The 19,710-nt window shown below is 33.6% G+C and carries 21 protein-coding genes and 1 pseudogene; 19 read left to right on the forward strand and 3 right to left on the reverse strand.

Going from position 1 to position 19,710, the window contains the following annotated elements:
- The first annotated feature begins 113 nt into the window (after positions 1 to 113).
- The 8 genes from AC1Q51_RS02125 to AC1Q51_RS02160 all read left to right on the forward strand — a co-directional run bounded on the left by AC1Q51_RS02125 (position 114) and on the right by AC1Q51_RS02160 (position 6,467).
- Complete coding sequence (locus AC1Q51_RS02125) at positions 114 to 776, forward strand: HAD family hydrolase (protein ID WP_069355516.1); 663 nt, start codon at positions 114 to 116, stop codon at positions 774 to 776.
- Between the two features lie 208 nt (positions 777 to 984).
- A complete protein-coding gene (locus AC1Q51_RS02130; protein ID WP_000424326.1) occupies positions 985 to 2,424 on the forward strand; it encodes a GntP family permease in 1,440 nt (479 codons plus the stop codon).
- A gap of 78 nt (positions 2,425 to 2,502) precedes the next feature.
- Positions 2,503 to 3,705 carry an iron-containing alcohol dehydrogenase gene (locus AC1Q51_RS02135; RefSeq protein ID WP_069355518.1) on the forward strand — a complete coding sequence of 401 codons (1,203 nt, stop codon included), beginning with the start codon at positions 2,503 to 2,505 and terminating at the stop codon, positions 3,703 to 3,705.
- 181 nt (positions 3,706 to 3,886) lie between these two features.
- Positions 3,887 to 4,579, forward strand: coding sequence for an aspartate/glutamate racemase family protein (locus tag AC1Q51_RS02140; protein ID WP_492331337.1), 693 nt, complete (start codon positions 3,887 to 3,889; stop codon positions 4,577 to 4,579).
- Positions 4,580 to 4,674: 95 nt separating this feature from the next.
- Positions 4,675 to 5,148 (forward strand): SAM-dependent methyltransferase, encoded by a 474-nt coding sequence (locus tag AC1Q51_RS02145; RefSeq protein WP_072938307.1) that lies wholly within the window; start codon positions 4,675 to 4,677, stop codon positions 5,146 to 5,148.
- Positions 5,145 to 5,585 (forward strand): GNAT family N-acetyltransferase, encoded by a 441-nt coding sequence (locus AC1Q51_RS02150; protein ID WP_001223866.1) that lies wholly within the window; start codon positions 5,145 to 5,147, stop codon positions 5,583 to 5,585. Before AC1Q51_RS02145 ends, AC1Q51_RS02150 begins: the two co-directional genes overlap by 4 nt.
- A 167-nt stretch (positions 5,586 to 5,752) precedes the next feature.
- The gene (locus AC1Q51_RS02155) at positions 5,753 to 6,238 is read left to right on the forward strand and encodes a DUF2975 domain-containing protein (protein WP_097925466.1); all 486 of its coding nucleotides are present in this window, start codon (positions 5,753 to 5,755) and stop codon (positions 6,236 to 6,238) included.
- Between the two features lie 10 nt (positions 6,239 to 6,248).
- Complete coding sequence (locus AC1Q51_RS02160) at positions 6,249 to 6,467, forward strand: helix-turn-helix domain-containing protein (protein WP_000152534.1); 219 nt, start codon at positions 6,249 to 6,251, stop codon at positions 6,465 to 6,467.
- 241 nt (positions 6,468 to 6,708) lie between these two features.
- Here AC1Q51_RS02160 and AC1Q51_RS02165 read toward each other — a convergent pair whose 3' ends face one another.
- Together AC1Q51_RS02165 and AC1Q51_RS02170 are read right to left on the reverse strand one after the other, a co-directional pair.
- Positions 6,709 to 7,236, reverse strand: coding sequence for an HAD-IIIA family hydrolase (locus AC1Q51_RS02165; RefSeq protein WP_000181782.1), 528 nt, complete (start codon positions 7,234 to 7,236; stop codon positions 6,709 to 6,711).
- 28 nt (positions 7,237 to 7,264) lie between these two features.
- Positions 7,265 to 7,705, reverse strand: a complete 441-nt coding sequence (locus tag AC1Q51_RS02170; protein WP_097911824.1) for a GNAT family N-acetyltransferase — start codon at positions 7,703 to 7,705, stop codon at positions 7,265 to 7,267.
- A gap of 153 nt (positions 7,706 to 7,858) precedes the next feature.
- On the opposite strand from AC1Q51_RS02170, the gene AC1Q51_RS02175 reads away from it, so the two are divergent.
- The 6 genes and pseudogenes from AC1Q51_RS02175 (at position 7,859) to AC1Q51_RS02200 (ending at position 12,676) form a co-directional block, all read left to right on the forward strand.
- Positions 7,859 to 8,569: an ABC transporter ATP-binding protein gene (locus AC1Q51_RS02175; RefSeq protein ID WP_053564612.1), complete on the forward strand. Its 711-nt coding sequence runs from the start codon at positions 7,859 to 7,861 to the stop codon at positions 8,567 to 8,569.
- Positions 8,562 to 9,776 carry an ABC transporter permease gene (locus AC1Q51_RS02180; RefSeq protein ID WP_492331338.1) on the forward strand — a complete coding sequence of 405 codons (1,215 nt, stop codon included), beginning with the start codon at positions 8,562 to 8,564 and terminating at the stop codon, positions 9,774 to 9,776. The genes AC1Q51_RS02175 and AC1Q51_RS02180 overlap by 8 nt, the downstream gene beginning before the upstream one ends.
- A 268-nt stretch (positions 9,777 to 10,044) precedes the next feature.
- Entirely contained in the window at positions 10,045 to 10,632 is a 588-nt protein-coding gene (locus AC1Q51_RS02185) for a YpjP family protein (protein ID WP_001134421.1), read from the forward strand.
- A gap of 106 nt (positions 10,633 to 10,738) precedes the next feature.
- On the forward strand, positions 10,739 to 11,380 hold the full coding sequence (locus AC1Q51_RS02190; protein ID WP_001174995.1) for an HAD family hydrolase: 642 nt from the start codon (positions 10,739 to 10,741) through the stop codon (positions 11,378 to 11,380).
- Positions 11,367 to 11,732 (forward strand): annotated as a pseudogene (locus AC1Q51_RS02195) (VOC family protein). The gene AC1Q51_RS02190 and the pseudogene AC1Q51_RS02195 overlap by 14 nt, the downstream one beginning before the upstream one ends.
- 11 nt (positions 11,733 to 11,743) lie before the next feature.
- On the forward strand, positions 11,744 to 12,676 hold the full coding sequence (locus AC1Q51_RS02200) for an aminoglycoside phosphotransferase family protein (protein ID WP_000692072.1): 933 nt from the start codon (positions 11,744 to 11,746) through the stop codon (positions 12,674 to 12,676).
- A 50-nt stretch (positions 12,677 to 12,726) separates the two neighbouring features.
- Here AC1Q51_RS02200 and AC1Q51_RS02205 read toward each other — a convergent pair whose 3' ends face one another.
- Positions 12,727 to 14,184 carry a serine hydrolase gene (locus tag AC1Q51_RS02205; RefSeq protein ID WP_000034316.1) on the reverse strand — a complete coding sequence of 486 codons (1,458 nt, stop codon included), beginning with the start codon at positions 14,182 to 14,184 and terminating at the stop codon, positions 12,727 to 12,729.
- A 198-nt stretch (positions 14,185 to 14,382) separates the two neighbouring features.
- Between AC1Q51_RS02205 and AC1Q51_RS02210 the strand changes: the two genes are divergently transcribed.
- The 5 genes from AC1Q51_RS02210 (at position 14,383) to AC1Q51_RS02230 (ending at position 19,693) form a co-directional block, all read left to right on the forward strand.
- The gene (locus AC1Q51_RS02210) at positions 14,383 to 15,339 is read left to right on the forward strand and encodes a thymidylate synthase (RefSeq protein WP_000679600.1); all 957 of its coding nucleotides are present in this window, start codon (positions 14,383 to 14,385) and stop codon (positions 15,337 to 15,339) included.
- A 19-nt stretch (positions 15,340 to 15,358) separates the two neighbouring features.
- Complete coding sequence (locus AC1Q51_RS02215) at positions 15,359 to 15,847, forward strand: dihydrofolate reductase (RefSeq protein ID WP_000637207.1); 489 nt, start codon at positions 15,359 to 15,361, stop codon at positions 15,845 to 15,847.
- Between the two features lie 155 nt (positions 15,848 to 16,002).
- Positions 16,003 to 17,988, forward strand: coding sequence for a penicillin-binding protein 3 (pbpC, locus tag AC1Q51_RS02220; RefSeq protein ID WP_090976451.1), 1,986 nt, complete (start codon positions 16,003 to 16,005; stop codon positions 17,986 to 17,988).
- A 239-nt stretch (positions 17,989 to 18,227) separates the two neighbouring features.
- Positions 18,228 to 18,863, forward strand: coding sequence for an FMN-dependent NADH-azoreductase (locus AC1Q51_RS02225; protein WP_000170028.1), 636 nt, complete (start codon positions 18,228 to 18,230; stop codon positions 18,861 to 18,863).
- A gap of 110 nt (positions 18,864 to 18,973) precedes the next feature.
- On the forward strand, positions 18,974 to 19,693 hold the full coding sequence (locus AC1Q51_RS02230) for a lysophospholipid acyltransferase family protein (RefSeq protein WP_000616582.1): 720 nt from the start codon (positions 18,974 to 18,976) through the stop codon (positions 19,691 to 19,693).
- Positions 19,694 to 19,710: the final 17 nt, after the last annotated feature.

Consider the following 19,710-nt stretch of genomic DNA (forward strand, 5'->3'; position numbering starts at 1 on the left):
TGTGACATATGGAAATTGATTTTTCGAAAAAATAGATAATGATAGTATAATAGGGAGAAGTGGAAGAGATGTTAGCAGTTATTTATACAGCAAATTAAGTGGAGGAATGAAACATGTATAAAACATTTCTATTTGATTTAGATGGAACTTTAACGGATCCGAAAGAAGGGATTGTAAATTCGGTTTTGTATGCGTTAAAAAAAGTAGGAATTGAAGAAGTACATATAAGTGAGTTAGATTCATTTATAGGTCCTCCTATACAGCAATCATTCGTAGAGAGATATAATATGAGTGAAGGAGAGGTTGAACGTGCAGTTTTTTACTTCCGTGAGTATTTAAAGCAGCGTGGATTGTTTGAAAATAATGTATACGAGGGGATTCTGAAGCTCTTGCAACAATTAAAAAGTTCAGGAAATCGCATATTCGTAGCTACTTCAAAGCCCACTGTATTTGCGAAACAAGTTATAGAGCATTTTCAATTAACGAATTATTTCGAAGATATCATTGGAAGTAATTTAGATGGTACGAGAATAAAAAAAGAAGAAATAATTGCTCATATTTTACAAACAAATGAAGAACTAAATAAAGAAGAAATGATAATGATTGGTGATAGAAAGCACGATATAATAGGTGCGAATCAGAATGGAATTGCTTCAATTGGTGTTTTATATGGCTATGGCTGTGAGAAAGAACTGACTGAAGTTAGTGCGACTTACATAGTGAAAGATGTTGAAGAACTGTATCATTTTTGTGCAGAAAAAAGTTTAATAAATTAGTAAATATAGATGCTAGCAATCCCTTTATAACGTATGATGAGGAATTCGTTTCTGTTTAAAGGGATTTTTCATATGTAATCGAATATTTATAATTAGACATTTTTAGCATGAAAAAATTGTATGAATAAGAGGAGGGATGTCAGAATTAAAAGATTAGTAGAAGTTTATCAATAAATTTTAGAATATTCTGTTTAATGGAGGGGTAAAATTGGAGTTAGTTATTATATTATTAGCACTAAGTTTACTTATGTTCGTAGCATACAGAGGCTTTTCTGTTATTCTATTCGCACCGATATTTGCATTATTTGCAGTATTTTTGACAGAACCTAGTTATGTATTACCTTTCTTTTCTAATATCTTTATGGAGAAAATGGTTGGATTTATAAAGTTATATTTTCCTGTGTTTTTATTAGGAGCAATATTTGGAAAAGTAGTGGAAATGTCAGGAATTGCAGATTCTATCGCAAAAACGATTATTGAGTTAGTTGGTGAAAAACGTACTATATTAGCGATTGTATTAATGGGGGCTATTTTAACGTATAGTGGTGTTAGTGTGTATGTAGTAGTGTTTGCTGTTTATCCGTTCGCAGCTAAGTTGTTTCGACAAGCTAATATTCCAAAACGTTTAATCCCTGGAACGATTGTTCTTGGAGCAGTAACGTTTACAATGGATGCGCTACCTGGATCACCACAAATTCAAAATGTAATACCTACAACATTTTTTAAAACGGATATTTATGCTGCACCGATACTTGGGATTGTAGGAGCAATTTTTGTTCTTACATTAGGTTTACTATATTTAGAGAGTAGACGTAAGAAGGCAAAAGCAGCAGGTGAAGGATATTTTGGTTTTAATGATGGAAATACTGAAATGGCAGCATCTTTGCAATTAGAACAAAAAAATATGCCATTAATTAATAACATTGAAATCACAAGAGCACAACAACTTATTGCATTTATACCACTTATTTTAGTAGGTGTAATGAATAAAGTGTTTACTATTATGATACCGAAGTGGTATCCAAGCGGTTTTGATTTTTCTGCAATTGGTATGAAAGCATTTGGAAAAGTAGAATTAAGTGCAGTAGTAGGAATCTGGTCTGTAGAATTGGCACTTATTATAGGGATCTTAACAACGTTATTATTATATTGGAAGCGAGTAGTAACAGGTTTCCAAGCTGGATTGAATACAAGTATTGGTGGAGCACTACTTGCAACGATGAATACAGGAGCTGAGTTTGGATTCGGTGGTGTTATTGCAGCACTTCCAGGCTTCGCAATTATGAGAGATGGTATCTCTGCTACTTTCACAAATCCGTTAGTGAATGGTGCAGTAACGACGAATATTTTAGCTGGAATTACAGGCTCTGCATCAGGAGGTATGGGAATAGTATTAAGTGCAATGGGAGATAAATTTATTGCAGCGGCCAATCAATTTGATATTCCATTAGAAGTTATGCACCGTATCGTATCAATGGCATCAGGAGGAATGGATACACTACCGCATAACGGGGCTATTATTACTATTCTTACAGTAACAGGATTAACACATAAACAGTCCTATAAAGATATATTTGCTATTACAATTTTGAAAACGGTTGCTGTATTTTTAGTTATCGCGTTCTATACTTTAACAGGACTCTATTAAACATTCGAATCGTAAAGATTCATCAAATCGATAATTTATATCATAAAATATTAATTAGGATAAGAAGGGGTGGAGTACTTGCAAGAAGTTTCTGAGTTTCGTATGCCAAAGTCGGTATTATATGGAAGGAATTCGCTTGAAAAACTGGGGGAACAATCAAAAAAGTTAGGGAAAAGAGCTTTTATAGTTACTGATACAATTATGGAGAAATTAGGATATGTTGAAAAGTGTATACAACAACTAAATAAGAAAAGTATTACTGTTAGTACATATAATAAAGTAGATGCTGAGCCTACAAATATACACGTGTTAGAAGCGTTATCTCTTTGTAAAGAGGAAAAGTGTGATTTTATTATCGGTATTGGTGGTGGAAGTTGTATTGATGCTGCGAAAGCAGTAGCGGTTTTATATACAAATGGTGGAGAAGTTGAGGATTATGTCCAAAAGGATATTGAAATAGAAAACAACCCACTACCACTTATTGCAATTCCAACAACTTCTGGTACTGGATCGGAAGTTACAAGCGTAGCAGTAATTACGAATAAAAAAACAGATGTAAAAATGATGATGAAGCATCCTAGTTTTATACCGAAAGTAGCAATTATAGATCCAGTTTTGACAAGTTCATTACCACCACAAATTACGGCAGCAACAGGAATAGATGCGTTATGTCATGCAATTGAAGCGTATATTTCTAAAGTTTCACAACCACTTACAGATGTACTAGCTCTTTCAGCTATTGAAAGTATTATGAAACATTTACGTATAGCATATGAAGATGGACGTAATATGGAGGCAAGAGAAGCGATGATGATTGCTTCCTTACAAGCTGGAATTGCATTTTCTAATGCATCAGTTACATTAGTTCATGGAATGTCAAGGCCAGTGGGAGCATTATTTCATGTACCGCATGGAATATCAAATGCCATACTATTACCTACAGTGTTAGAGTTTACAAAAACAAGTGCAATGAAAAGGTTAGCAAAAATTGGACGTAGTTTAAATAAGGATTTGTATTCGAATTCTGATGAGGAAGTAGCAGACTACACGCTTGGTGAAATAAAAAAACTTTGCTTTGATCTTCGTATTCCAAATTTAAAAGAATACGGAATCGATGAAATTGAATTTGAAAATGCTATTTCTAAAATGGCATCAGATGCAATTGAAAGTGGTAGCCCAGCTAATAACCCACGTGTTCCATCATATGATGAAATCAAAGAGCTGTATCGAGAGTGTTTTAATTATAAGTATAAAGAATTTATAAAAACATCAGATTGTTAATTTCAGAATATTCTATAAAAATTTCCTTGGAAATGAAAGTAGAATTATTCTTTAATATTTCCGTATTTTCCGTTAAAACAAGACTTTATATTCCAAACTTAAAGTCTTGTTTTATTATGTATAATATACATAATAAAACATTGCTATTAGTTTCATGAAAATAGTTTAGGTAGGTGTTTGTATGAAAACGATAGGTCTTATAGGTGGTATGAGTTGGGAATCAACTTCTGAATATTATCGAATTATTAATGAAGAAATAAAAGAGAGATTAGGAGGGCTACATTCAGCAAAATGTTTGATTAATAGTGTGGACTTTGAAGAGATTGAAAGATTCCAGTCTAGAGGAGATTGGAATGGAGCAGGTGAAGTTTTAGCGAATGCGGCGTATTCATTACAGAAGGGAGGAGCGGACTTTATAATCATTTGTACAAATACAATGCATAAGGTAGTTGGAAAAATAAAGGAGAAAATTGATATTCCAGTCTTACATATTGCCGATGCAACTGCAAAAGAAATTAAAAGAAAAGACATTCAAAAGGTTGGTCTGCTTGGAACTAAATATACAATGGAGCAAGATTTCTATAAGTCACGTATAGAAGAAAATAATATAAAAGTAATAGTACCATCAGAAAAAAATAGAAAAGAAATAAATAAAGTAATATATACAGAATTATGTTTAGGAAAAATAGTATCTCAATCTAGAGAATATTATAAAAGAGTCATGGAAGAGTTAGTGCAAAAAGGAGCACAGGGAATCATATTAGGTTGTACAGAAATAGGGTTATTAATAAAGCAAGAAAACGTATCAGTCCCGATATTTGATACGACTTATATACATGCAATTGAAGCAGTCAAGGTAGCTTTAGATAAATAGATTATAATTATATTATGTAAACTTAATTCATATATCTGGAAAACATTCAGAAAATATTTTATAATGTAAGTGGTTACATTTAAGGGGGAATGCGTATGTTTTCAGTTCAACCAATCGCATTTGTACATAATGAAAGAAAGGAAATAAAAGATGATGATTGGGGAGAAGTAAGATCCCGTATAACTTTAACTGAAATGTATGCAGAAGAAAGTATACAAGGGATTGAAGATTTTTCCCATATTGAAGTTGTTTTTTATTTTCATAAAGTAACTGACGAGCAAATTCAGTATTTTGCTAGACATCCTAGAAATAATAAAGATTATCCTGAAGTAGGTATTTTTGCACAGCGCGGAAAAAATCGCCCGAATCGCATAGGTGTAACAATTGTAAAGGTGATCAAAAGAGAAGGTAAATCAATTATTGTTGAGGGATTAGATGCTATTAATGGTACTCCTATATTGGATATAAAACCAATAATGAAAGAGTTTATGCCGAAAGAAGAAATACACCAGCCTAAATGGGCAACGGATATAATGAGACAGTATTGGAAGGGGAATGGAGTAAAATGAGAATATATGAGGCAACAATTGCAGATTTAGATGGACTAGCATCAGTTTTTAATAACTATCGCATGTTTTATAGGCAGGATTCTGATTTAGAAGGTGCAAAAGTATTTTTACGAAATCGAATTGAGAAAAAAGAGTCCGTTATTTTCGTAGCAGTTGAAGACGGCGAATATATTGGGTTCACACAACTATATCCATCATTTTCTTCCATTTCAATGAAAGAATTATGGATTTTAAATGATTTATTTGTACAAGCGGCGAAGCGTGGAGCCGGAACAGGTAAAAAATTATTAGAAGCTGCTAAAGAATACGCATTAGAGAATGGAGCAAAAGGTGTAAAATTGCAAACAGAGATTGATAATTTATCAGCACAACGATTATATGCTGAAAATGGTTATTTGAGAGATAATCGTTATTTCCATTACGAATTAACGTTTTAAAAAATTAAGTTGAAAGAGACATTTTCAAGAAAAAGAATTTCTTTGTAATGAGAAATTCTTTTTTATTTTTGCCTAAATTAAACATGAAGAAAACGATATTTATTTATTGTTAAACGATAAATAATATGATAAAATTATGTTATCATTAAATAAATGAGGTATTGTAAATGAATCTTAACCGAAGTTCAACAACGTTCTTAAAAGTAATTATTTTTCTTGCTGGAATTTCAGTACTTGCTTTATGCATATTTTTAGTGCCGGAAATGGCGGATTTCACAGAGAATTTGTATCCTAATATTGCTTCGATAAAATATCTTGTTTTCATTGTGATGTATGGAGCAGCTGTGCCTTTTTACGTTGCTCTTTATCAGGCTTTCAATCTTTTACAGTATATTGACGAGAACACAGCGTTCTCGGAATTATCTGTAAAAGCGTTAAAGAATATAAAGCACTGTGCAGTTACAATCAGTGGTTTGTATGTATTGGGTTTGCCACTTTTTCATTTTATAGCGAAAAAAATGGACCCTCCTATTGGGTTAGTGGGACTTATTATCGTTTTTGCTTCGCTCGTTATCGCCGTTTTTGCCGCTATCCTTCAACGCCTTCTACAAGAAGCAATTAACATAAAATCAGAAAATGATTTGACAGTCTGAGGTGGTTGATATGACAATTATTATTAATATTGACGTCATGTTAGCAAAACGAAAGATGAGTGTAACGGAGCTTTCGGAGAAGGTTGGAATTACGATGGCGAATCTTTCTATTTTGAAAAATGGGAAAGCAAAAGCGGTTCGTTTTTCAACATTAGAAGCGATATGTAAAGCTTTGGAGTGTCAGCCAGGGGATATTTTGGAGTATAAAAACGATGAGAATACTCAATAAAAAAAGATAACAAATGTAAATAATAGAAGTCAATAAAGAAGGGATAGCCACTAAGCTATTCCTTCTTTACGTTAATTGCTGTTACTAATAAAAAATAAAATTTGAATTGCAATGTTTGCGTATCAAAAGGGAACTTGCTATCTTTTGAGGTGATCCGTTTTATGGAAGACAATTATTTTCCAAAAAGGCTATTTTAACTATGTTTTAAATTATTTTGAGTGAATCAAAATCTTCATTTGTATTATAGTTGATTTAAAACCCAGTTTGTTGCATCTTCAAAGTTATCTGCAATGTAGTTTGGTTCAATATGTGCCCATTTGTCTCGGTACGTATGCAAAGCATCATACCCAGCGCCTGTTCGGACTAGAATCGTTGTTGCATTTACTTTTGCTCCTGCAACAATATCAGTCCAGCGATCACCAACTACAGCACATTGTGTTAAATCAAGCCCATGTTTTTTTGCTGCTTTAAGCAGCATGCCTGTACTTGGTTTACGGCATTCACAACCATCACCGTGTTTATGAGGACATACATAAATATCATCAAAACCGAAGCCTTCTAATTCTTGTACAAAATCGGCTACAGTTGCTATTCCATCTGCGATACCAGGTTGATTTGTGAAAGAGAAAATTTTTATATTTTTAGCTTTTAGTTTTTGCAAGGATGTTTTTGTGAATGGAAATAATGTAAAAGATCCCGGATAATGTATTGTAGTGTCACCACCAATTGTACCGTCACGATCAATGAAAATTGCTTTAATGTTTGTCATAGTTATAGTCCCTTCAATTATAAGTAGTTTAAAAATGTTTTACAAATCGGTAGCCATTTACTTCATACCCTAATTTTTTGTAAAAAGGATGAGCTTCTACTCTTTTTGTTCCACTAACTAGCCATGTGCCAATGCAATTATGTTTCTTTGCTAATTGCTCTGCATAATCCATCAACACTTGTCCAATGCCTTTCCGTCGTATGTTAGAATCGACGCTAATAATTGAAATCTCTCCATAACGTGTTACATCTTCTAAATTTTCACGTATACGAAATCCAAGTAATCCAAATATAGCTTCTTCTTCTTCTTCTTCTTCGTAAACATATAAAAAATCAAACGGACTCATTTGTACGAATTGTAATCGATTGTTCATATCTTCATAGGAAATAGAGGAACCTTTTAATTCTTTCGTTAAAGAACAAAGTGCGTCTATATCATCTATCGTTGCTTCACGAATTTGAAAAGACATATTATCCACTCCAATAAAATGTAATCAAACATTTAATATTCTGTTAAAAAATGTTTTTTCCTGCTATGAAAATAAATATTTTATAATGATATATAGATAGTTATATGTTATTCTTTTCCTTGATTGTATTGGAAATGGAAAGAGGGGAAATACATGTTAGAAGTAAATATCCGCTCAGCTGGATATGAAATAGGCGAAGAAACAATTCATAATATAGCTTTTTCTATCGAAAAAGGTGAACTAGTTGCTCTTATTGGAGCAAATGGTGCTGGGAAGAGTACGACGATAAAAACGATGCTCGGATTACTTGTAAATATGGACGGTGAAATATCATTCGGTGAAAAGAAAAATCCGTATGCATACGTGCCAGAACATCCAACATACTATGATTACTTGACGCTCTGGGAACATATTGAATTATTAATGGCTGCTCGTGGAAGTGAAATGGGAAGCTGGGAAGAACGAGCGGAACAATTATTACATACTTTTCGAATGGATAAGCATAAACATGAGTATTTATCAAAGTTTTCAAAAGGTATGAAACAAAAATCGATGCTAATATTGGCGTTTTTAACTGAGCCAGATTTTTATATCATTGATGAACCCTTTATCGGTTTAGATCCAGTAGCTACGAAAGAGTTTTTAAGTTATTTATATAAAGAAAAAGAGCGCGGAGCAGGAATTTTACTTTGTACGCACGTATTGGATACTGCTGAAAAAATTTGTGAAAGATTTTTACTCATTTCACAAGGTACATTAGTCGCAGATGGACATTTAGAATCTATTCAAATGTTAGCGGAAATGCCGGGTAGCTCATTACTAGACTGCTTTGATGTAATCGTAAGGCGTGAACAACATGATTAAACAACAATTTTATAAAAGATTACGCCATGAGCTTCAGCGGAAGTGGAAGTCTATACGTTCGGTAACAGATTGGACAGTCGCATTATATATTATTATACCAGCACTTATATTTATGGGAATCTATTATAGGTCACTATGGATAAATGAATTATCAACGGAAGAGACGATTTATTTCGGATTAGGATTACTCGCATTTTATCTAGTAACATATCCGAGAGGAGTTCGTTCATTTTTTGAGCAAGCGGATAGTTTATTTTTAATTTCGTATGCAACACATATGCAAAAATTAGTCCAGTATGGCATGATGTACACATTTGTTCGAATAGCGATAACGAATATAATATTAGTCGTTATTATGTTACCGGTGTTGATGAAAAGTATCGGAGTAACAGAGATACAAGTCCTATTATTTTGGGTATTCTTTACTATATTTCGATTTATGATGTCGTTGTTAACGAGATTTATTCATGTACATGCGGAGAAACGATGGGTTTTATGGATTGTAAAAAATGTAGTATTTTCTATGAGCGTGTCCTTTTTTGGAATTAGTTTATTTTTTATTTATAAAAATCCATTTTATTCAATTCTATTTATCGGTTTAGTAATTTTCTTAAGTAGTGTATTAGTAAAAGCGAAAATGAATTATAAAAAGTTCTTTTTTAAAGAAATTGAGAAAGAAAAGGAGGAAAGCATGCGCTGGACGAGCGGAATTATGCAAGTTGGTGGTCATGCGGCTAAACCGAGTAGTTCGAATAAAAAACCGTGGATGTTTCCGTACTCTAAAAGACTTTTAGGAAAAAAAGCTGATTCTCGTATTGTCGAATCTTTTTTGAAAGAATTTTTCCGTACAAGTACTGCACGAATATTTTATATTCAAATTGTATGTATCAGTACTGCAAGTATAATTATGACTCCTAGGTGGATTGCAGCTATTGTTCTCGTATTTGCTGTAGTTGCAATTTCTCGCTATGCACGTGATTATTGGAATGAATTTACGAATAAGATGTTTCTTCATTTATATTGTGATGAAGGGAACTTACTTTTGTTAAGATGGAAGGAAAATCGTTATTTACTACTACCAGCAATACTTTTGTATGGAATAGTTATACTTGCCCAGTTTTATTTATTGCCAGCTGTGATTGGTGGCATTATTTTTATTTTATTAATTGTATGGATTGTATTTTTACCATTAAAAAAGAGCCATTGACGGCTCTTTTTCTAGTCTGTAACACATTGATAAATAAAATATACTAAAACGAGTATGCTTGCGGCGGAATACATGACATCTAAAGTCATCTGATCGCCTCCTTATTATTGTTGTATTTTTATTGTATGAAACCTTACAATTTCATATTCAAGTGAAAAATATGTGAACGTTAACAAAATTGTAAAGTGCAAAAATTACAATCATTTTGTATAATAGAAGAAACCACCGTTATATAAAAAAATAATGAGTGAAAGGGGAGGGAACATAAATGCCAAATTGGTTTAGAAAAACCTTAGTCGCATTAATTACCGTATTTACATTTGGTTTAGTGACGCCTCCTTCCATATTACTTGATAATGCCAAAGCTGCGGACAAGCCTACGAGCACAGCTGGGCAACAAAGTTTGGAGAGCACGTCCTATACATATGAAGAAACGAATGACAGGTTAACCACCGATACTTTTATTACTTATGCAATGCAAGAAGCAGAAAAGCAGTCGATGCAAAAGTTTGGTACTAAAATTGGTCCAGTAATTGAAGATGAGTTTAAAGATGTAATATTACCGAAAATTGAAGAGGCAATTGCTGAGCTTGCTAGTGATGTACCAGAAGATTCACTACAATCATTAGCGATTTCTCAAAAACCAGCTGGTGGAAATAATGAAAAGATTTTTCACGTCTACGATACGAAATCAGGAAATGATTTATTGCGTTTCCATGTAAGAAGAGATCATCCGCCGCAAGATGGTTATTATTTTAATTTCCATTATCACCGTTTTGATGATGGATACTCTGGACATCATGAGTTAGGAAATATTTATTGGAATACGAATGTACCGCCGAAATGGTTGTCTTAAAAAGAACAAGAGAAAATCTTGTTCTTTTTTATTTTTATAGAAGGGACAGACAACTATGTTGTTGAATAACATAGGTTTAGAAAAAAGAAGCAAAAGGAGTATGGAGATGCAAAAATATATTGTTTTTGACTTTGATGGCACATTAGTAGATTCACAAAATATATTTGTACCGATTTATAATCAACTTGCTGAAAAACATGGGTATAAAGCAGTAAAGGAAGACGAAATTGAACATTTACGTAAATTAACGATGACAGAGAGATGTAAACAACTCGATGTACCACTGTATAAATTACCGATATTAGCTTTGGAATTTTATAAATTGTATCAGCCTGCTATAAAAAATCTTGTTTTATTTCATGGGATGAAGGATGTATTAGATGAACTACATAAAACAGGATACGGTATTGCGGTCATATCATCTAACTCAGAAGAGCATATTCGGGCGTTTTTGCACAATAATGGTATCGAAAATATTCAAGAAGTGTATTGTTCTAAAAATTTGTTTGGTAAAGATAAAATGATAAAAAGATTTTTAAAATCGAAAAAGATAACAGAGCAAGATATGTTATACATTGGTGATGAACAGCGAGATGTAGCAGCTTGTAAAAAGGCTGGGGTGAATGTAATTTGGGTATCTTGGGGATATGATGTTATTGAAACAGTGAAAAAAGACGCACCCGATTATATGGTTCATAAGCCGATGGAAATTGTGCAAGTAGTACAAGGAGTGTATTCATCATATTGAATTTTGAGTAGCAAATTTAGAGGAATCCATTTCTTATTATGATAAGTTGTTTCCGATAATTGGATGGAGAAAGTTAAATGAAGTAGCATATAGCACGGGAGAAAGTGAAATATACTTTAAAGAAGTAGATGAGGAAATCGTAAGGACGTTAGGTCCTAGACATATTTGTTATCAAGCTATTCATAGAGAAGTAGTTGATGAAGTAGCAGATTTTCTTTCTAGTACGAAAGTGAAGGTAATACGTGGTCCAATTGAAATGAATCATTATTCAAAAAGGTACTATACGATTGATTTTTACGATTCGAATGGATTTATTGTAGAAGTAGCCTATACACCAAATGCAGAAATGTGAGGGGAATAGATATGAAGATAATTACAGCACGGCAAAACAATATACAAATTGTAAAAGATGCAGCGAATATTGAAGAAATTTCTAAAGGTTTCTCTCCAGATAAGAAATATGTAATTACGAATGCAAATAATGAAAAATATTTATTTCGGACAGGAGATATAAAAGAGTATGAAAGAAAGAAAATAGAGTTTCAAATTTTAAATGAAATGGTAAAACGTAACGTACAGGCACAAAGGCCAATTGAAATAGGTATATTGGAAGAAGAAGGTGTATGCTATAGTATTTTTTCATATTTAGAAGGGGAAGATGCGAAGAAGCTATTGCCTACGTATTCACCAAAAGAACAATATGATATTGGCATAGAGGCAGGAAAAGATTTAGCAAAAATGCATACATATGAAGCTCCTAATGATATACTTCCATGGCATGAAAGAGCAATGAAAAAACATAGTAAATATTTAGAAGCATACAAAACATGCGGAATAAAAATAAAAAATGATGATAAGATTATTAAGTTTATAGATGAAAATGAAATGTATGTAAAGGATCGCCCAAATCGATTTCAACACGATGATTTTCATTTAGAAAATATAATTGTACGGGATGGGAAATATGTAGGTGTAGTTGATTTTAATGGTTATGACTGGGGCGATCCACTGCATGATTTCGTGAAAATTGCACTATTTGCAAGGGACATTAGTATTCCGTATTCAATCGGACAAATAGAAGGATACTTTAATAGGAGAATACCAGAGGAGTTCTGGAAATTATATGCGGTGTACGTTGGCATGACAGTTTTCTCATCAGTTGTCTGGACATTAAGAGCAGCACCACATATGTTGGATGATACGTTAGAGCGTCTTACTATTGTATTGGAAGATCATAAAAACTTTGAGTTATCAAAACCAAGTTGGTTTCAACCAGATAAGATTGATATGAAATAGAAAAGGTAGGTGTGATTTGCACCTACCTTTATTTTTTACCATCAAAATAATTATTTAATTTTCTTAAATGTAAGCGGCTGTGTACTTAACATAGCAGGTACATGTAACTGAAGGGATGGGAATTCACCACTTACATTCATTTCATAAGCGAATAATAAGCTCATTTTCATTTGGAATAAGTCAACTTTTGTAGAGAAGATGTCGTAATGATGATGCCCTAATTGAATATCCATTTCCATAAATTGTACATATAACGAATCATCTCGTTTGTATACTTGTAATGTTCCGTATGCAGGATGTTCAAAAGTACCAGTATAATCCTCTAACTTGTGCGAAGGTGTAGTCCCTTTAATTTGTTCAGGGAGGGATTCAGTTGCTTCTTTCATCATTTCCTTCATTTTTTTAGTATCTTCTACAGCACGTTTATGCCAATCAATGGATTCTAATTCAAGTAGTTCGTCATAAATTTGATTAGCGAGATAAGTAGGAAGTAATGTTCCTCCAGCATTCGTTAAAATGACAAGGCCTATGTTTTCTGTTGGTATAAATGAAACAAGCGCTGAAAATCCATCGATATTACCGCCATGATGAATCACTTTTTTACCACGATAAGCGCTAATAAACCAACCAAGACCGTAACTATTTAATGGAGATTCAGGGAGTGATAAAACCGGTTGGTCTGGAATTGAATTGTGTGGTGTATACATTTGTTGTAATAATTCAGAGGAGATTAATTCATGATCTCCAAATTTTCCTTCATTTAAGTGGAGAAGTACCCAATTTGCCATATCTTCAATTGTGGAATTAATACACCCAGCAGCGCCAACTGTATCGATGTTACGGAATGGAACTGCTTTTATTTCACCGTCATTTTCAATGTAAGGTAAAGCATAATCATCTGTAGTTTGTGAATCGTTAACAGAGAAGTTTGTATGTCTCATATTTAAAGGTTCTAAAATATGTTCTGTAGTGTATTGCTCCCACGTTTGATTTGTAATGTTTTCAACAATGTAGCTAATTGTTGCATACATTAAGTTGTTATATAGAAATGCAGTCCGGAACGGTGCATCAAGTGGTAAATGTTTTATTTTTTCAACGAGATCTTTTCGAGATAAGGAAGAACTATACCAAAGAGCCTCATGACGACTCACTCCAGTTCGATGAGAAGCTAAATCCAGTCCTGTAACTTGTGAGCTAGCAAGTAGTTCAGATAAAGTAAAGTTAGGTATATAAGACTGGATAGGGGTATCCCAATTAAACTTTTTTTGCTGTGCTAACAAGCTTAATGAAAGTGTGCCAAATGCTTTCGTTGAGGAACCGATTGCGAATCGAGTATTCGGTGTAACAGCCTCTTTTGTTTCTATATTACGATAGCCGAAACCTTCTGAAATAATAACTTCACCGTCTTTTATAACAGCGACAGCAGCACCAGGAACATTTAAATCCTTCATCATTTTTTCAACCGCTGTTTGTAAAGAAGTCATAACAGGCGTTTCAATTTTAGACATACTTCTAACCTCCAAATATAAATTTTGTTCTACCGCACTATACTTTCGGTAATAGAAAATGAAAACCTTTTTAAATTTGGAAAGTTAATAATTTTGTAAGAATTAGCGGAAGAAATTTTATTAATTAGGATTATTAAATTTACCATTTTTCATGTTATGATAAATTGCATATACGATTGAAAGAAGGTTTTCCTACATATGAAACATGCTGAAAATGAATACTTAAATTTATGCCGCCATGTAATGGAACATGGTACGAAGAAAGAAGATCGTACAGGGACAGGAACGGTATCTGTATTTGGATATCAAATGCGTTTTGATTTGAGTAAAGGATTTCCTTTATTAACGACAAAAAGAGTACCATTTCGCCTTGTAGCAAGTGAACTACTTTGGTTTATGAAAGGTGATACAAATATTCGCTATTTATTGCAGCATAATAATAATATTTGGAATGAATGGGCGTTTAAGAGCTGGGTAGAAAGTGATGAGTATACTGGTCCTGACATGACGGATTTTGGTCTTCGCTCACAACAAGATGAAGAATTTAAAGTACAGTACGATGAGCAGATGGAATTGTTTAAAAAGAACGTTTTAGAAGATGATGATTTCTCAAATAAATATGGTTATTTAGGAGACGTTTACGGTAAACAGTGGCGAGCTTGGAAAACGACAGCTGGTGAGACACTTGATCAATTAAAAGATGTAATTGAAATGATTAAAAAAACACCAGACTCACGTCGTTTAATCGTTTCTGCTTGGAATCCTGAAGACGTACCAAGTATGGCATTACCCCCTTGTCATACATTATTCCAGTTTTATGTAGCGGACGGAAAGCTTTCTTGTCAGCTATATCAAAGAAGTGGTGACATATTCCTTGGAATACCATTTAACATCGCAAGTTATTCACTACTAACACATTTAATTGCACACGAATGTGGTCTTGAAGTAGGGGAATTTGTTCATACAATTGGTGATGCACACATTTATACAAATCATTTTGAACAAGTAGAAAAGCAATTGGCACGTGAACCACGTCCGTTCCCGAAACTTACATTAAATCCAGATGTGAAATCTGTTTTCGATTTTGAAATGGAAGATTTAACGATTGAAGGATACGATCCGCATCCAGCAATTAAAGCACCGGTTGCAGTATAATTGTAGAGGAGATGAAAAAATGATTGTTTCATTTATGGTCGCAATGGACGAAAATAGAGTAATTGGTAAAGATAATAATTTACCTTGGCGTTTACCGAGTGAATTACAATACGTGAAGAAAACAACGATGGGTCACCCGCTTATTATGGGAAGAAAGAACTATGAAGCGATTGGTAGACCGCTGCCTGGAAGACGTAATATTATTGTAACTCGTAATGAAGGATATCACGTTGAAGGATGTGAAGTTGTTCATTCTGTAGAAGAAGTATTCGAACTATGTAAAAATGAAGAAGAGATTTTTATTTTTGGCGGAGCGCAAATTTACGATCTCTTTTTACCATACGTAGACAAGTTGTATATAACAAAAATTCATTATGCATTTGAAGGAGATACATTCTTCCCAGAAATGGATATGACAAATTGGAAAGAGATTTTTGTAGAAAAAGGTTTAACAGATGAAAAAAACCCGTATACGTATTATTACCACGTATATGAGAAACAACAATAATAAAGAAGATTGATGTGAGAATTCGCATCAATCTTTTTATTTATATTCACCAATATAAGTTTATAGATGAGATTCGATAGTGCTATAATGATAGGTAGCATGTAAAAATGCTAAAATTTTCAAAAGTACTAATATAGAAAGAGGAGGAGAATCGATTGAGAAAGATATGGGGGATTCTTTTTCTTTGCTTAACATTCATGTTAGTTGGATGTGGTAAAGAAGAAAAACCACAAGAAGCGTTTGATACATATGTAAAAGCGTGGAATAAACAAAAATTTGCAGATATGTATGATCAACTATCAAAAAATGCAAAAAAAGATATTTCAAAGAAAGAGTTTACTGAGAAATATGAAAAAATTTATTCTGGTATCGAAGTGAAAGACTTAAAGGTAGAAATAGGGGAAGTAAAAGAAGATAAAAAAGATGAAGGCCCTGTTCCTTTTAAAGTAAGCATGGATACAGTTGGTGGTAAAATTACTTTTGGCCATGAAGCAAAAATGGTGAAAGAAAAAGATGGAGATAAAGAATCTTGGAAAATAGATTGGACTCCTGATTTTATTTTCCCTGGCATGACGAAAGATAGTAAAGTGCGTATGCAGACAACACAGCCAAAACGTGGTGAAATATACGATCGTAATGGAAAAGGTCTTGCAACGAATGGGAAAGCTTCTGAAATCGGATTGATTCCTGAAAAGTTAGGCGATACTGCTCCGCAAACGAAAGAAACAGTAGCGAAGTTATTAAATATGTCTGTAGAAGAAATTGATCAAAAATTAGCTGCTAAATGGGTAAAACCAGGGTATCTCGTACCAATTGGAATTTTGCCTGAAGGGGCAACGCAAAATACGTACATTGATTTACCAGGTGTTTCAACAAAACCTGTAAATGTTCGTACATATCCGTTAGGGGAAGCGGCAGCTCATCTGACTGGTTATATTGGAAAGGTAAATGCTGAAGATTTAAAAACGCTACAAAAGAAAGGCTATCAAGCTGATGACCCAGTTGGTAAAGCTGGTTTAGAGCAAGTATTAGAGGAAAAGCTACGCGGTAAAAAAGGTGGCCGTGTCTTTGTAGAAGATGCGCAAGGAAAAGAAATTAAAAACTTGGCAAAAACAGATGCTGTTGATGGAGAAAATGTAACTTTAACTATTGATAGTGCTGTTCAAGAAAAAACGTATAATGAAATGAAGGGCGAAGCTGGTTCAAGTGCAGCAATCAATCCGAAAAGTGGAGAAACAATTGCACTAGTAAGTAGTCCAGCATATGATCCTAATTTAATTGCACGAGGAACATCGAAAGCGCAACGCGAAGCTTGGAATAATGATCCGAAAAAACCGATGACGAATCGCTTTACACAATTATCGGTACCGGGTTCTGTATTTAAACCAATTACAGCTGCAATTGGTCTTGAAACGAAAACAATCGATCCAAAAGAAGAGTTGAAAATTGAAGGATTAAAATGGACAAAAGATTCTTCTTGGGGTAATTATTATGTAACGCGTGTGAAAGATGCAAATCCGATTGATTTTGATAAGGCGATGAAATACTCGGATAATATTTACTTCGCACAAGAAGCTTTGAAAATCGGAAAAGACAAGTTTATGAGTGAAGCGAAAAAATTCGGATTCGATGAGAAACTACCAATTGAATATGGATTCCCTGCTTCTAAAATTGCAAATGACGGTATTAAAAATGATATTCAAATGGCAGATACAGGATATGGACAAGGACAAGTATTAATGACTCCTCTTCATTTAGCTTTAACGTATGCGCCAATTGTAAATGATGGAACGATTCCATCACCGTATATTATTAAAACAGATAAACAACCAAAAGCTTGGAAAGAAAATGTAATTTCTAAAGGAAATCAGGATATATTAAAAACTGCTATGACGAAAGTAATTAATGATCCGGATGGTACAGGGAAAATTGCTAAGATTGATGGAATGACTCTTGCTGGAAAAACAGGTACAGCGGAATTAAAAGTATCTAAAGAAGCCGAAGGAAAAGAACTAGGCTGGTTCGCTGCATTTGATTTGAATGCGCCAGATATGGTCATTACAATGATGATTGAAGATGTAAAAGGTAGAGGTGGAAGTAACATTCCAGCTGAAAAAGTAAAACATGTTTTTCAAAAATAATATGTAATAAAAGGCTATCTCTATAATTTATAGAGGTAGCCTTTTTGTATGAGAAGTCTTAATATCTGTATACTAAATTTTAGAGAAACAAAATAAATCATTAACTTACGAAAAAAAAGTAGCTATTTTTTATTGACATTGAATAAAACTTTTTGTATCATACTTACATAAGGTAAGTTATTAACTTTTAAAAAACAAATCTTGAATTGAAGATAAAGAGAAAAAAGGGAGAGAATACAATGACAAAAGTACTATTTATCACAGCAAATCCAAATTCAGCAGAAGGTTCTTTCGGAATGGCAGTAGGGGAAGCTTTCATCGAGGCTTATAAAAACGAGCATCCACAAGACGAAGTTGTAACAATTGATCTATTCAATACTACTGTACCAGCAATCGATGCAGATGTATTTGCTGCTTGGGGTAAATTTGCAGCAGGTGAAGGCTTTGAAACTTTAACGGAAGCTCAACAACAAAAAGTAGCAGCAATGAACACAAACTTAGAAACATTTATGCATGCAGATCGTTATGTATTCGTAACTCCAATGTGGAACTTTAGCTATCCACCAGTAGTAAAAGCATACTTAGATAACGTAGCAATCGCAGGTAAAACATTCAAATATACTGAAAATGGTCCAGTCGGCTTATTAGAAGGTAAAAAAGCACTTCACATTCAAGCAACAGGTGGCGTATATTCTGAAGGAGCATACGCAGCTGTAGACTTCGGACGCAATCATTTAAAAACTGTATTAGGATTTGTCGGTGTAAATGATACTGATTATATTGCAGTTGAGGGTATGAATGCAAACCCTGAAAAAGCACAAGAAATTAAAGAAGCGGCAATTGCTAATGCTCGTGAATTAGCAAAACGTTTCTAATATAGAATGCTTAAAAAGTCCAAACACTTGCTGTTTGGACTTTTTTTCTTCTTTTTCCTTCGTTTGTCTAGTATAATGAAGGTCGGAATGATAATAGGTGGGGGTTCTGTATGATTCAAACGTTTTTTAAAATCTTTTATTTAATTTTAATTGTAATTGCGATTACACCGAGAATGTGGCGTCTTAAAAGACAAGTAAATACGATGGCGCCAAAAGAAAAAGATAATGCTGTGTATAAAACGACAAATTGGTTTGGTAAGAAAATGGTACGTGTAGCTGGAGGGACAGTAGAAGTGAAAGGGCTTGAAAATGTTCCGAAAGACAAGCCGGTACTAGTTGTAAGTAATCACCAAAGTAATATGGATATCCCTGTTTTACTAGGTTACTTAAATAAACCAATTGGATTCGTGTCAAAGGCAGAGATTAAAAAGTTCCCAGTTGTACCAACTTGGATGGAACTTATGAATTGTGTATTTATGGATCGTAGCGATCGTCGTCAATCTCTTAAAGCAATTAAAGATGGAATCGAACTATTAAAGAATGGACATTCTATCGTAATTTTCCCAGAAGGAACGAGAAGTAAAGGTGGCGAAGTTGGAGAGTTTAAGGCTGGTAGTTTCCATCTTGCAGTAAAATCAGGTGTAGCAATTTTACCTGTAACGTTAGATGGTACATATAAGATGTTTGAAGCGAATGGAAATCGTATGAAGTCAGCTCATGCAACAGTAACAATTTCTAAGCCGATTACACCTGAAGAGTATGCGAATATGGATATTAAAGAATTAACGAAGCATACACAGGAAGTTATCGCATCACAATTACATAAGTAATAAAAAAGGTTTCAGCT

Source organism: Bacillus sp. MT94 (genome assembly GCF_058792475.1).